The sequence below is a fragment of the Vibrio sp. VP6 genome (assembly GCF_028823755.1).
Lineage (GTDB): Bacteria > Pseudomonadota > Gammaproteobacteria > Enterobacterales > Vibrionaceae > Vibrio > Vibrio parahaemolyticus.
Genome location: NZ_JAPEID010000033.1, coordinates 41,400 through 57,507, shown reverse-complemented (window position 1 = coordinate 57,507; position 16,108 = coordinate 41,400). Strand labels below are relative to the sequence as shown.

Annotated in this window: 5 protein-coding genes; 2 read left to right on the top strand and 3 right to left on the bottom strand. The window is 46.2% G+C overall.

Going from position 1 to position 16,108, the window contains the following annotated elements:
• Positions 1 to 10,479 (top strand): DUF5801 repeats-in-toxin domain-containing protein (locus tag OU793_RS18480; protein ID WP_274647817.1); only part of this gene is annotated, 10,479 nt, incomplete at its 5' end.
• A gap of 114 nt (positions 10,480 to 10,593) precedes the next feature.
• On the opposite strand, the gene OU793_RS18475 is transcribed toward OU793_RS18480, so the two are convergent.
• From OU793_RS18475 to yccS, 3 genes are all read right to left on the bottom strand, one after another.
• Positions 10,594 to 10,893: a hypothetical protein gene (locus OU793_RS18475; protein ID WP_029804398.1), complete on the bottom strand. Its 300-nt coding sequence runs from the start codon at positions 10,891 to 10,893 to the stop codon at positions 10,594 to 10,596.
• A gap of 81 nt (positions 10,894 to 10,974) precedes the next feature.
• Positions 10,975 to 11,172, bottom strand: coding sequence for a hypothetical protein (locus OU793_RS18470; protein ID WP_017448124.1), 198 nt, complete (start codon positions 11,170 to 11,172; stop codon positions 10,975 to 10,977).
• A 253-nt stretch (positions 11,173 to 11,425) separates the two neighbouring features.
• Positions 11,426 to 13,579, bottom strand: a complete 2,154-nt coding sequence (gene yccS, locus OU793_RS18465; protein WP_005454352.1) for a YccS family putative transporter — start codon at positions 13,577 to 13,579, stop codon at positions 11,426 to 11,428.
• A 457-nt stretch (positions 13,580 to 14,036) separates the two neighbouring features.
• Here yccS and helD point away from each other — a divergent pair, with 457 nt between their 5' ends.
• The gene (helD, locus tag OU793_RS18460; protein WP_140103084.1) at positions 14,037 to 16,106 is read left to right on the top strand and encodes a DNA helicase IV; all 2,070 of its coding nucleotides are present in this window, start codon (positions 14,037 to 14,039) and stop codon (positions 16,104 to 16,106) included.
• Positions 16,107 to 16,108 lie beyond the last annotated feature (2 nt).

Below are 16,108 nucleotides of genomic sequence, written 5' to 3'. Positions count from 1 at the left end.
TTTACACTCGAAGGCCCAATTGACCATGCGAGTAACAGTGACGAACTGACGCTGAGCTTCCCAATCATCGCGACGGATTTTGATGGTGACACCACTTCTGCCACGATTCCTGTGACCATTGTTGATGACCAACCAGTGATCACAAATGTTGAGCCAATCACGGTCGATGAAGATGACTTGATCAACCTTGGTTCTGATCAAAAAGATGCGCTTTCCATAGACGGTAAGTTCACTACGACTCAAGGCTCGGATAGTGTCGTCCGTTATCAGCTCGATGCGAGTGCGATGCCTGTTGATGGGCTTACTTCGCAAGGCGTTGCCGTAACCATGACTGAAACTGCAAACGCAGATGGCAGTTTTACTTACACAGCAACCGCGGGTGCGAATGCTGTGTTTACGCTCGTTGTAAAACCGGATGGCAGTTATAATTTTACCCTTGAAGGGACACTTGACCATCCAATCGGTGCAGATGAGCTAACGCTGAATTTCCCTATTATCGCGACCGATTTTGATGGCGACACCACGAGCGCGACGATTCCAGTCACGATTGTTGATGATCGACCAACACTCGATGGTATCGACGCAAACAGCGTACTCACAGTAGACGAAGATGATTTGCCAACGGTGGGTTCTGATGGCAATGAACCAACGAGTATTATTGGTAAGTTTGTCGCGACAGAAGGTGCGGACCATATCGTCGAGTACCATATCGTTGACTTGAACACGCCAGTTCAAGGCTTAACGTCTGGTGGGCAATCACTGACTCTCGTTGAAGTTTCTAATTCAGGTGGCGTATCCGTTTATGAAGCCATTATTGATGGAACAACAACACCTGCTTTTCGAGTGACGTTGGATGTTTCTGATGGCAGCTACAAGTTTGAACTACTTGAGCCACTCGATCATCCAACCGCGAATGGTCAAAACGACATCGTCATCAACCTTCCTATCGCAGCGACGGATTTTGATGGTGATGTTTCGAATACTCTCACGTTGCCGATCACTGTTGTGGATGACGTACCAACCATCGACGGTTTGGCTCAGGGTAGTGAACAGACCGTCGATGAGGACGACCTACCGCAGGGTACTGACCGTACTCAAGACACCATCATCGGTGGTACCTTCGATGTAACAGAAGGGGCAGACCAAGTCACCTCGATTCAACTGAGTGATTTGACGACGCCAGTTAGTACATTGATGTCTGGCGGAGAGGCAATCACCTTAGTCTTAACGTCCAGTACTGGCGGGGTGAATGTTTATCAAGGTATCACGGTTAATTCTCAAGAAGTGGTGTTTGAGTTAACTCTGAATGCGTCAAATAGCTCCTATGAGTTTGATCTTAGAAAACCACTTGATCATCCTGATGGTAATCAGCAAAACAATATTATAATCGAACTGCCAATCACCGTGACTGACGGTGATGGCGATGTATCACCAGTGTTCACGTTACCAATTACGGTGGTAGACGATGTACCTGTGGTAACGAATATAGACCGCTTACAAGTGCATGAAGATGATTTGCCGCTGGGCTCAGACGAGACCAAGGAGCCTCTAACGGTTTCTGGTCAGTTTGAAGTGACCAGCGCGGATGGTATCGACTCATTTGTTCTGGATCTCAATTCCAATCTACTGCCTGCACTTACTTCTGGCGGCGAGAGCATCGCGATTACTCAAGACGCTACAGCGTCAACGAGTGATGCTTTGGTTTATGTCGGAAAAACCGTTGGTGGCGACACCATTTTCACGCTGACATTGCATCAAGACGGACGCTACGATTTTGAATTGTCTGGCGCGCTCGATCATGCGACGAATTCTGATGACCTGACCGTCAATCTGCCGATTGTTATTACCGACGGGGACAACGACTCCGTTAACGCGACGTTGCCAGTCACTATTTTGGATGATACGCCGACGATTGAAGCTATTCGTCCAGGAAGTCACTTGTCCATTGATGAGGATGACATTCCGAACAAAGGGTCGGATGGTCAAGGTGATCATATTATCGGCGGACATTTTGATGTCGTTGACGGTGCAGATTCTATCGTTAGCTTCCAATTGGAGGATCTTGTCTCACCTGTTGCTGGGTTAACGTCAGCAGGTCAGCCACTAGAGCTTGTTGAATACTCAAACGCGAATGGCGTGATTGAGTACCGTGCGTACGTGCAAGGCACTACCGATATCGTGTTTAAACTTACGTTAAATGCTGGAGAAGATAGGTATCAATTTGAATTATTTGCTCAGCTAGACCATCCAAATGGCAATGGTGAAAATGAGCTAGTGATTGATTTCCCTGTGAATGCCACGGATTTTGATGGCGATGTGTCGAACACGATTAGTTTGCCAATTACCGTTGTCGATGATGTGCCGTCTATCACTGAGGTGGATAACAGTAGCCAGTTGACGATTGACGAAGATGATTTACCTGCTGGCTCTGATACTTCTGGCTTACGAGTGTTAGATGGACACTTTAACGTTGTTGCTGGCGCTGATGAAATCGTCAGTTATCACGTTTCTGACTTAGCTGGCGCGGTCGCTGGTTTGCAGTCAAATGGTCAAGATGTGGAACTAAGACTGGTCTCTGAAGCCGACGGTGTAAGCACCTATGAAGCGGTGATTGTTGGCACGAACACGCAGATTTTCACCCTAACGTTGGATGCAAAAGACAATAGCTACCAATTTGAGTTAGTGGGTCCTGTGGATCATCCTGCTGGCGCGGGCGAAAACAGCCTAACGTTAGATATTCCTATTTCTGTTACTGACTTCGATGGTGATACATCGGCATCTGTGAACTTGCCAATCTCCATCGTGGATGACGTGCCGGAAATCAAAACGGCGACGCCGTTGTTCTTAGATGAAGATGACTTGCCTTCAGGCTCAGAGCTGAGCAAAGACAGCCTAGAGGCAAGCGGCAGCTTTGATAGCGTAGAAGGTGCGGATACGATAGTTTCTTACCAGTTAGATTTGTCTGGCAACCCAATCAGCGGGGTAACGTCAGGCGGACAAGCGGTCACGCTCGTACAAACTGGTGTGAATAACAACAACTACACTTACCAAGGTCAAACGCCAGATGGAAAGTCGGTATTTACTCTGGTGTTAAATGCTGACGGAACATACAAATTCACTCTAGAAGGCGTACTGGATCATGGTGTTCAGGGCGAAGATTTACTGACGCTTAATCTGCCTGTTTTTGCGACGGATGTGGATGGCGATACCGCTGGTATCAATCTTCCTGTGACGATCACAGATGATGTTCCAACGATTTACGATAGTTCCATCACTCGTGTTGAAGGGCAAGGAACGCGAACCGTTCAACTGTTCCAAGATCCTGTAGAAGGCGACTTAAATTATGGTGCAGATGGTAGTGAGCTGACCTCATTTAGCGCAGACGATTCAGGTATCTATTTCAAACAGAATGGAATAGATATGACAACCGTTGATCTTAACGGCAGCAATCAAACGGTTTTTGTACATAAAACCCTAAACGGCGTTGACACTGAAATTGGACGTTTGATTGTTCGAACTGACGGCTCTATTAGCTTTAGACCAAATGACGATCTTGATCATACCGATGCGGCTTCAATCGATTTCACGGTTCATGTTACGGCTACCGATGGTGACGGAGATACGAGTACCGCCGATCTCGACATCTCCGTGACAGACAGAAATGCACAAATCGATACCTCATCGGTGTTGTCTTTCGAAGATAAAGGCCGTGACGGTTCTATCCTTGGTACTGAGAATGCCAACACGCAAGATAACTTATCTGGTCTAGATACTACGCCAGCGAAAGTCGATCTAGTGATTAACTTGCACGACCTCGATAGAAATGAAAGCCTAGGCGATATCACGATTCGCGATGCGAGCACGCACAACGGCACGTTCTATTATCGAAATGCCAATGGCGAGTACATTGAACTTACGCCAGTCAATGGCTCTGTTGTGTTGGACGGTTCGAATGTCATTCAATCATTCAATGGTGAGTTCGTTACGCTTGAGAACCTCTATTTTGTGCCTGACCGCCATTTTGCGACAGGCGATAGTGGCATAGATCCACGCATCCGAGTTGAGATCCTTAATAACGGTGTGTCTGACCACATCATCAATGGCAGGCTCAACATTCAAGTGGAAAGCGTTGCAGACATCGCGACTTGGACGGCAAACAGTACCTTTAACTACACGGTTGATGAAGATGGTAACAACGTTTCTCTGAACATCAGCGCGCAAACACAAGACAGCAGTAACCCAGAAAGCATCGTGTACGAACTTGTCTTTACCCAAGGTGAGGGCAACGCAACGCTAGTTTACTCAGATGGCAGTGCCATCGCGCAAACGGGTGGGGTATACCTTGTTGATGCAAGTCGAATTGGCGATGTTCAAGTCGATCCAATTGATAACTTCTCGGGTGAAATAAAAATTGATGTCACTGCGATCACCACGGAGAGCGTGAATCCACTGACAGGTAAAGAAACGGCTCGCTCAGAAACGGAAACCATCGTCATTGATGTCACTCCGGTCGCTGATGCTGGCAGCTTTACCGTTAATCGCATCAATATTTTCGAGGATAACGCTCGCACTCAAGATACGGTCGATCCGGTTACTGACCACGACCCACTTCAATTAAGCGAAGTGATTTCAATGAAACCATCCGCGGATATGGATGGTTCAGAAGAGCTGTTTGTTCGCATCTCGAATTTTTCTATCGACGGCGTGACGCTTGTCTGGCTCGATGGCGCGAATCCTTCACAGATTGTTGAAGTGACGGATGGCAGCGGCAATGTGCTGTATTACGAAATTCCTGAGTCGCATCTGACGAATGTAGAAGTGCTGCCACCACTGCACAGTAATGACGATTTCACCTTCAACGTAGAAGGCATCGTAAAAGACAGCGCATCGCTATCAACAGGTTCCGCGCAAGATGTACTTTCACTCGGGAACAAAACCGTCATTGTTGATGTGAAAGGCGTAGCGGATATTCCAATCGTTGAACTCAATGATAAGTCAGGTATTTGGCAAGAGTTTGATGATGGCAACGTACGTGGCGTTCAAACATTTGTGGATGAAAATGGCCAAGTTGATATTTCGTTCAGCATTCTTTCTGGAGAATTCAAAGACAACCCGAACGACCACTCTGAAACGGTAACGGTACTGCTTTCCAACATTCCTGATGGCGTTGAGATATTTGATAATGATGGCAACTCGGTCGATTTAACGTTCGTTGGGTACGATGGTAATAACCAGCCAATCTATGAAGCGAATATTACGCAAGCAAACATCAACTCGGGCATTGTGATTAAACCGGAAGCATCGTCTACCGAGAATATTCACATCACAGCAACCACGATCGTTACTGAAAACGATGGTCATACGCGCACCTCAACTGGGGAAATTCGTGTGATTGTTGGCCCTGTGATTGACGCAAGAAATAACTATACCGTGGTTTCGGAAGGTGACGAAGATACGCGCTTCAACATCGATTGGAAACCAACGACCAGCCAAAGTCCAGATGCCGATGAGTTCTTCTCAGAAGTGACAATTTCTGGCTTCCCTCCGAGTTGCACCGTGTACGTGGATGGTGTAGCGCAAACGCTCGTCGCTGGTACGTTAACATTAACGCCGCAAGCCAATGAATCTGAGCAAGACTTCTCTGCTCGCGTTACGCAGAGTGGTTATGTTCAAGTTGAGTTGGAACAAGATTCCAGTACCGACTTTGATTTGAGCACAACGTTGACTGTGAAAGAGATTGACCATGAGTACGTTGATGCGGCAAATCCAGGACAAGGGATTGCAGAAGCGGTGATTACAGGTTCGGTTCACGTTCAAGTGAATCCAGTTGTTGAACCAGAAGATACCTCTGGTGCGATAGGCGATCAAACGCGCTTGCTGGTCACAGAAAGTAATGGTACTGCGATAGACGTTGTTAAATCGGATGCGCAAGGTGCAATCGACTTTACAATCAACACCTCTGCGGGTGGCCAAGCTGGTGCAAACATCATTAAATATCAAGAGTTTGATGCTTCTTCGGATGAGGTGGTGACTGAACTGGTTGTTCAGTTGCACACGACCGATCCTGCCATTCTTAACCAGCTAGTCATTATCGGAGCACTGAATGAAGGTGACGGCCGTTGGACGATCATTGATGAGGAGAATTTCTGCATTAAAGCGCCATCTGGCCTTGATTTGACGCCAAACGACGACACTGACAATGGTGATAACGGCGGTTTATCGCAAATTGGTTTGACGATTTACGCGCGTGTGAATGACTTAGGTGAAGATTCGGTTGAAAAAGACGCAACTGAAATAAGACAAACGGACGTGATGTTGGAGTTCCCAACGGTTCTTACTCCGCAAACCAGTGTCGCGGCCGAAATTGACGTGACCGATGACGTACAAATTGAAGGCTCAGAAGACAACTTTGTTGATCTTGGTGCTCAGCTTACTTCCAAGATTGATGTGATCAATCCTGATGGTGTGGAAGACGTATTGACCATCATCATTGACCCATCTTCACCTGGTATTCCGCCGGGCTTAATCATTACCGGTACGGACGTTGATTTCATTAACGGCAAATACGTATTCCAAGCGGATATCGACGCAAGCGGAAACATTGTTGGCCTTGAAGGCTTAACGATGCGCGTGGCTGAAGATTATGCTGGCGACTTCGTTTTGCCAGTGAGATTTGTGACTAAAGATACGGGCTCTGCAGATGAAAAATCGTCCACAGAACTGATTCCGGTGCAAATTCTGCCAGTTGCTGACGTGCCAAGTTCGGCAGGCGACCAGCCGTTGGATCGCAACATCACGCCAGATGTCACAGTCGATATTACTGGAACACTTGGTCTTGATGCGAACAAGCAGCCTGTTGATGACCTCAATAACGATGTTCCAACCGCTGATGGTATTGGTTACGAAGATGGATTAATTCAGCTTAATTTGAACGTCGATTTTGCAGATGGCTTTAACAACACATTAGGCGGTAGAGAAACGTTAACCAACATCAAGTTGACGCTTGATGACACGACACAGGGTGAGTTTGTCGATAGCAATGGCAACAGTTTGGGCACGAGTATCGAATTTAATGAAGCCGATATTTTAGCGGGAGCGTTGGATAACGTTCTGTTCAAACCGAGTGAAAACTACCCGGTTGGTGGTGGTCAAAATACGGTGAAAATTAACATCGAAGGCGAAATCACAGACGTTGCCGTGTTTGACCAATCGACATTGATCAATCCGGGCGATAACGTAGATGTACGCACCTTTACCGACGACGTGACATTTGAAGTCACGCCTGTCGTGGATGACATTGTAATTACGGGAACCGATCCAAGTCAGCCTATCGTCGTGACGGGTGATGAAGATACGTTGATTTCACTCAACCAGTCAGGTACTGGCGTTACGATCAGTCTGACCGACGATGATGGCTCTGAAAGCTTTGTTTCACTTAAGCTGACAGGCATTCCGAATGACTTTGTTGTTGAGTCTAATTCATCCGATTACATTGTGAAAAACGCAGGCAATGGCGAGTGGAGCATTCAAGTTAAAGACTTGACGCAAACTTCTATCGACTTGAGCGATATTCAAATTAAGCCGCCAAAACACTTTAGTGGTGAAGTTGAAATCGGTATCTCTGTCTTCATTCAAGAAGAGTTGTTGAAAGTGCCTACCGAGCGAAACAGCAACTTTACGTTAGTCGTTAACCCGATTGGCGACGACGTGGATGTTAACCCTGATACCCAAGTCTCAGGCAACGAAGGCGAAGACATTACCATCAACGTGAATGCGCTGGTGGTGGATAACAAAGAGTCGATTGGCGACGGTGCAAATTATCAAGAGAATGATCCAGAAACACTGAGGGTTGAGATTTCAAACGTACCAGATGGTGCGAGCTTGTCACTTCCAGATGGAACGACATTTGTTGATCAAGGTAGTGGTGTTTTTGTCCTTGAAATCAATGCTCAAGACCTAGATCAAATCGTCTTTAACTCTGGTGACAGAAATGACAACTCTTGGGCTGGCTCGCTTCATTTTAAAGTGCAAGCGGTCGATACCGGCCTAGACGGCAGCCAAAGCTTGGGTAATGCGGAAGAGTTTGATGTGTCTGTCGATGTTACAGCGGTAAACGACAGACCTGACTTCGTTAATGTTGTCGATGTGGAAACACCTGAAGACAACGCCTTATTGCTAAATAGCTTCGGTATCTCTGATGTCGATGCGGTACTTGATAACCCGAATGCAGAGTATGTTCTTAATGTAGCGGTAGATAGCGGGTATCTCGCATTGAACGCTAACGTTATCTCGAAATATGGTTTGACGGTTCAGGGTGACGGTACAGGAGCGGTTGAGCTAAAAGGTTCAGTCGCAGATCTCAATGCCGCCATTGCTGAAGGATTGATTGAGTTCAACCCTGATCTCAACTTCTTCGGCGATGTTACTGTGAACATTACAGTCGATGATCAAGGCAACGAAGGCATTGTTATTAGTGGTGTTGATGACACTTTAAACACCAACAGTCGCAGTTTTGTGATTGATGTTACAGCCGTGAACGATGCGCCTGAAACGTCGCCAGTTACCTTGACCAGTATTGGTGAAGACAGTGGTGTATTTGCAATTTCTGCATCAGATTTGCTTGTGAATGCCACTGATGTGGAAAACGACAACTTGACGGTGAGTAACGTTCAACTTGTGGACCCTAGTTCTGGCTCTTTGGCGTTTAACTCAACCACAGGGAATTGGGAGTTTACGCCAGCGCCGGGTTACAACGGCCCTGTAGAGCTGACTTACGATATTACGGACGACGGCACAACAAATGGTGTATCCGATCCTAAGACGGTATCGGGTTCTGCATCTTTTGAAGTGTTCGATGTAAACGATGCGCCTCAAACATCGGAAGTGACGCTTTCTTCGATAGAAGAAGACAGCGGCGCTGTGAGCATTACCGCCTCGGAACTATTGGCAAATGCAACTGATCCGGAAAACGATAACTTGGCGGTCAGTAATGTCACGCTTGCGGATCCATCGGCGGGAACGATCACGCAGATTAGCGCGACGGAATGGCACTTTGAACCATCAGTAAACTTCAACGGCGACGTGAGTTTTGTCTATGACATTACTGATGATGGCACGACCAATGGAGCACCGGATCCAATCACAATCAGCGGTTCTGCGGTCATGAACGTTCAAGCGGTTAATGATGCTCCGGAGATTGATGGCTCATTAGTAACCAGCACGATCTTCGAATCGGCAGGTCAAAAAATATCAGGCATTACGATAGCGGATGTGGATTTCACGGGTATCCATGAGAACGAGATCATGACGATTTCGCTCAGCACGAGTGAAGGTGATGTCAGTGTTATCGCGCCATCCGGCAGTGGTGTGACGCAAGGTGTTGGTTTGGCGGGTGAAACCGTGTTGATGGGAACGTTGTCCCAACTTAATGCGGTGTTGACTTCGACAGATCCAAATGTCGGTGTTTTTGTCGATGCAAGTGACGTGAACAGTTCAGCGATTTCATTGACGGTTACAGCGGACGATAATGGAATTTACTATGAGAATTCTACAGGAACGTCGCTGCAAACCACCGAAACGTTTGATATCAACGTGACACCTGTGGCAGACAAACCGACGCTTGCCTTTGACGCGAACTTTAATTACATCCAGCGCATTACTGCTAGCCAAAGTGCGAGTTTTCAGGGCGTAGCGTTAGTCGGCATTATTGCTGCACTGACGGATTTGGATGAAGTCTTAGCGTTAGAGGTGACAGGCGTTCCAAGAGGCGCCACGCTAACGAGTGATGCGACCACATCGAGCATCAGTTTTGATAGTGCGACTTCCACTTGGACAGTGCCTGCTGATGAAATTGATACGCTTCACATCGATAATGTGCGCCAGGGTGATCACGATATCACGCTGACTGCGGTTTCAACGGAATCGAATGGCGATCAAGCGTTCTCAGACCCAATTGACATCAGCATCAATGTTACGTCCAACAACCGTGACATCGATGTTTCTTCTGAAACGGAAGATAATCTGTTACTTGGTAGTGATCGCGGAATTTCCCTCATCGGCGGGGCGGGTGATGACCGCATTATCGGTGGTGACGGCGATGATATTCTCATCGGTGGTCTGGGTTCGGACATCCTAACGGGTGGCGGTGGTAACGATATCTTTAAATGGACTCAAGATACCGTTGACGAAGGTGCAGTGGATACCATCACCGACTTTACGCTTAATGAAGACACGATCGATCTTAAAGACGTGATTGCGGATTTAAATGACCCAATGGCAGGAATTGATGAGTTACTGGCGCATATTCAAGCGGACTACGATGCCACGACAGATAATGTCTCTTTGAGCATTACTACTGATGCGAACGTTCATCAGACCATTGTGGTTGAGAACTTAGGTCAGGCAATAGACTTTAATGGATTAAGCTCAAACGAGATTGTTGAATCGCTTCTTAATCGAGGTGTTATTGATAACGGATAAAGTGACTTGAGAAATGAAAAGTGCGGCGGTTAGATTTGACCGCTGCGCTTATTAGCGTTTGGTGTTCTTCAATATCTGGAAAGGGAGTTAGGTATAATTTTTATCTTGGTTTCTTTAGACGTGAATGTCGAGAAGGCTGCCAATTACCTCGTTATTTTTTTCCACAACGGACGCACCAATACGGTTGTAACTTGCGGCTTGAGTAACTTCGATAAGAGGTTCGATAACAGTGGTATGTGCGGCTAGGGAAGGGGTCGCGGCGAAAGCCACGTTTTTAGCGAGTTCGACTTTATTGAATGATAAGTCTTCACCGCCTTTTACGAAGGTTTGTTGAATCTCATGTGCAGCTTTATCCGCCATCTTGTGCGACAACTGCATGATTTGTTGACCGGAGTGAATCCCTGAAACTGGCATGATTATAATTCCACTTATTATGCTGCTGTTAGCATAGGAAGCGTTTATAAAACGTGCAAGTGATTTATATCAATAACTTAATCAAACAAACAGTTTAGATAACATTTCACGCTCTTCAGTGGAGAGCAATGGCTTTTCCTTTTTGTTCAGCGTCATGCTGATTTCGCCTTGCAATGTCTTTAACTGACTTGCTGTCAGGTCTCCAAGCTTCTTCTTTAGCTCTTTAAATTGTTGCGCTTTCATCTCTGTATCCTCGCTGTACTCAGGTTTATCCTTCATGTCCTGTCTAACGGCCTCCGTGGCCACACAACATACTTATTCAATAGAATTAGATTAGAATTTGACCGATGGTTTTTTGTCCGAGTATTGTCAAGGTGCGTTAAGTGATACGTAAGACTTTTCCTATGAAAGGTAATTTTACCTACTTCGGGTTATCTAAAATTAAAAAAGGGAAGCAAAAGTGCTTCCCTAATTGCATAAAGAACGCGTGTTAAGTCACATGCACCTTTAAGTTAGTCTCTCTAAGGTCGAGTTAGTTCACACGAACGGCAAATTTGCTCGCCAGCGAGTGAAGCTCAGGCAACATGCGATAAATAAGGTGGAGTTGCTGAAGCACCATACGCGCCGAGCTGTCATCCTCATCGCGCCATTCGTTCAAACGCTGCTCAAGTCCAGCATCGTCAATGTTGGATAAATCGCACTCTTCGCAATGTTGGTGTAATTGTTGGTGCAACACATCCAAATGCTGGTGGATACAACGGTGAGCATCCAGAACCAGTTTATGAATGGATTCATCTTCGATGCGAGTGCGATGTGCGCCTAAAGCAGAGATGTAGCTGAGCATGGCGTGGTTGAGCGTCAGAAAGCGGAAGCTCTCATCGACGGCTGCGCGATACTTACCTGGTTCAGCAAGCATTGTGCTGATTGCTGACGTCAATGTCGCATCATTATTGTGAGCCTGACGACGAGCAATGCGGTAGCTCAGGTTGTCTTTCTTACCGATACGATATTGGCCGATGATCTGATCCAAATACTGTTTATTCGCATCTATCGCATCAGACATCACTTTATGCAGTCTTCTCGATTGCCAGTCAGGTAAAATGAACATCACAGCCGCGACGGCTAGCGCGCAGCCAATCAGTGTATCGGCAAGCCGAGGAAGCACCACTGCGTAGCCTTCACCTAACTGGTTGAACAGGAACAAGACTAACAAGGTGATAAATCCGGTCGCGTAGCCGTAGTTGTTCATCCTAAATGCAAAGAACATCACGCCCGAAACAACGATAAACACCAACTGACTTTCTTGAGAAGGGAAGAACGTTAGCAGCGGTACGCCAATCAATAACCCCGCTAAAGTACCGATCACACGAGCCGTAAGTTTTTGGCGCGTTGCACTGTAGTTCGGTTGACACACAAACAGCGTTGTAAGCAAAATCCAATAACCACGGTCAATATCAAACAGCTGAATGATGCCGTACCCAATAGTAAGCGCAATTGACATACGCAACGCATGTCGAAATAGCATCGAATCTTTATGAAGGTTAGCCGAAATGCGTTGCCACATCGCTTTCAACGTATGTGGGTTAGTATCGGCAAGCGTGTCTTCTTCTAGGCGTTCGGCATCCGGGTTATTGATGTTGTTTAGCTGCTTTTCAACCGTAGCGAGGTTATTGAACAGGTAAGTTAGCTGCATTAACAAACGCTTCCAATGACCTTGTTGCTGCTCTTCCAAATACGCCAGTGAATTTTGTAGTTCTGCTAAAGCCAAAATTGACTCATCGGTGTGAGTGTATTCGTTGCCGAGTTGAATAGCTTGAGCAATATCTCGGCAAGCTTGCGCTTGTGTCTCAAGAAGATATTTAAAGCGGAACAGTACGTCTGAACGCTCGAACTCCGTTGCCAAATCTTGGTAGCGGTAGTGGCTCGAACTCACGCGTTCGTGAATGTCTTGCGCAATAAAATAGATATTCAAGAATCGGTCACTTGGTCCGTCTACATGACCACGCTTGGAACGGGTGAGTAGCGTTGCTTTACACGCATTGAGTGCGGTGACCGTTGCAGCATTAAGGCGAGCCGCTTCAATACGCATTGGTTGCGGTGCAAGGTTCGTGACTGGGTGGAAAAGCTTGGCTTTGGCATCGAGATAATTAGCAAGCGCAAGAAACACGTTCGCGAGGCTTAATTGCACCGGCTGCAACGGCCAGAACATTTGCCAGATCATCGACATAAAGTAATACCAAGCGGCACCAGTTAGCAGTAACAACGGCTGGAACCAAATATTCGTGCTTTCGTGTGCACCGAGCATGGTGTAAATGGCGATCAGCAACGAACCAAATGCGATACTGGCATACTTTGGCCCAATTGCGCCAAGCATGATAAAGCCAAACGTGGAAATAAACAGACCCGTGGCAAACAGCCAAGGGGTGTGAAACAGTATTTCAATAGAGAAGGCCGCAACCGCGAAACAGATAAACGTGAGAATCAGAGCTTTGATTCGTCCCATAAAGCTGTCATCACTTTCCGCTAGTGCAGCGGCAATCACACCTAGTATGAGAGGTGTGATCAAAGTGTTTTGTCCGAAGTACCAAGCAGGAATAACGACACCCAACAGGGTGATCAATATAAGAATGCTGTAGTTAATGGTTTTATTTGCCCAATAGAGGCGAAATTTAGAAGCTGCTTGCACAATGCGCCTTACATTTCCGATAAAAACGGAGAAAAATTCCCAATTTCACTCAAGGATGACGGCGTTAGAAAGTTGACGTTCTCACGGTTAACGCTCACCAATTGAGCCTTAAAACAAACGGCTTTCACGTGCGCTATCATCTTGAAGTTGTTTGGATATGTTACCAAGCTCACTATAGCGTGTTTATGATTTAATTTAAGAAAAAATCACGCTTGGTTATGAAATCGACAGAAATGTCATTGACTTAAGAATGCAGAGCAGTTTTCGGATGCGAAAACCGTCTAGAGTTTGGGTTTATAGCGTTGAAGTAATGACAATTATGTTCACAAAATCAGCAGTAATGTGAATTTTATTAAAGAATCAAGGAAGATGCGTATTTAGGTGGCGGTCGCTGCTACAATTTGAAGCCCTAAAATGATATAAATCGACAACTTCTCACTTAAAAGGCGCACGTTTCATGCAGCTTACTGCCACCAGCAAAGCACAGTTTTTTATTCAAAATGAGTATTATCATGTCGAAATAAAAGAGAACAGTGTTTTATTAAGCTCAATTGGCAGTGAAGAGCATATTCCTTTCACCGTCTGGAACGGTAAAGTCAACGTGAAACGTGGCCTGTTTTGGAGCTCGCTTCAGTTCTTCGCTCACGAGCAAGATGGCAAGCAACAAAGTTGGTTAGTACAAGGTTTACCTTGGCCTCAATGTCGTAAGTTTGCGTTAGAAGCTGTGCGTCAATATCAAGAGTGGCACAACACTCAGTGCCGAAAACTGGCGGAGTACCTTCCTAAATGGGAAGAAGAGTTGTACCAGCTCAAATACCTTCCTGCCTATCTTTCTCATTCTCAAGTTATGGCGTGGGTAGAGAAACTCAATCAAGAACTCGCAGAAATCAAGACCAGCCTAGACGAAGCTAAAATGCGCATGCCTAATCGCATGGGTGAAATTGAGCCTTGGCTGGTTGACACCTCTCATACGCTGGGAGAGCGCAATCACGAATGGCTGGAGAACGAACGTCCTAATTGGGAAGTCTTGTTCAACCGCATTGAATCGTCTCCGCTGAACTTGTCGCAACAATACGCAGTGTTGCTCAATGATGATCACAACCTTGTTTTGGCTGGGGCAGGCTCGGGTAAAACCAGCGTATTGACTGCAAGAGTGGCTTACTTACTTCAAAGCCATCAAGCTCAAGCGGAAGAACTTTTGATGCTTGCGTTTGGCCGAGATGCCGCGAAAGAAATGAAAGAGCGTTTGGTTGATAAAGTCGGTTTGGCGGCAGAAGGCGTAAGAGTAAATACCTTTCATCAACTCGGCTTGTACATTCTTAATCAAGTCGAGCAGCAGCCTGTCGAAATTAGCCCTCTTGCATTAGACGATAACCAACGCACGGCTTGGTGTGTCGACTGGTTGAAAAAGCACTGGATGACACCAACAAATTTCAAACGTTGGCAAAAGCATTTAGATAAATGGCCTATTGCTTATCTGAAAGGTGATGATGAGCTGGGTAGCCATTCGGAAAATCCGAAGCTGATTGCTTGGTTGGATTCTCAATTGTCGCATTTAGCTGCTGTTGGTTTAACGAAAAAGCAAGTGCAAGAGAAGTTGGTGGATCACCAAGACTATACGCGCCTCAATAGCGAATTAGCACTGTGTTGGCCGTGCTTTTCTGCATGGCAAAAAATGCTTAAAGAGAGCAATCAAGTCGATTTCCCAACCATGATAAGTCGAGCAACGGATTACGTGAATAAAGGGAAGTTCGTATCGCCTTGGCGTTTTGTTATGGTCGATGAGTATCAAGATATCTCTCCAGATCGTTTGGCGTTGATCGAAGCGTTATGTGAATCAACAGAGAAGCAGCCTGGCGCAACCTTGTTTGCCGTAGGCGATGACTGGCAAGCGATTTACCAGTTTGCGGGCGCAGATGTGGACTTGATTACTGGGTTTAAAGAGCGATTCGCTCACTCTACGGTACATCACCTAGACACAACCTATCGTTTCAATAATCAAATTGGCGATGTAGCGAATACGTTCGTGCAGCAAAACCCATCACAATTACCGAAGACGCTCAACAGCCACAAACAACGCAAGCAAAAGAGCGTGCACACAGCGCCAAGCAACCAAGTTGAGAAAATCCTCGATCAATTGAATCAACAAGCGAAACAAACTAAGTCTGTATTGCTGCTTGGCCGTAATCATTACCATAAACCCGATTTGTATGATGACTGGTTAAGACGATTCCCGAATCTCGATATTCGTTTTATGACTTGTCATGCGAGTAAAGGTCGAGAAGCCGATTTTGTGATTATTTTGGCTGTGGATGAAGGGCAGTTCCCAGCTAAGAAGAAGCAGATTCACATCGACGGTGCGTTGACCGAGTCCAAAGACAAATTCCCGTATGCCGAAGAGCGCCGACTGTTCTATGTCGCAATTACTCGTGCAAAAGAGAAAGTGTGGATCACGCATACGGGTGCGGGTTCTGCATTTGTGCAAGAACTCGTAAGTGGCGACTACCCAATCGTTACCTCACGTTAAAC

Coding starts and splice junctions, on each gene's coding strand:
- OU793_RS18475 (WP_029804398.1), bottom strand. CDS start 10,893: ATGCCAGTTTCAGGGATTCACTCCGGTCAACAAATCATGCAGTTGTCG.
- OU793_RS18470 (WP_017448124.1), bottom strand. CDS start 11,172: ATGAAGGATAAACCTGAGTACAGCGAGGATACAGAGATGAAAGCGCAA.
- helD (WP_140103084.1), top strand. CDS start 14,037: ATGCAGCTTACTGCCACCAGCAAAGCACAGTTTTTTATTCAAAATGAG.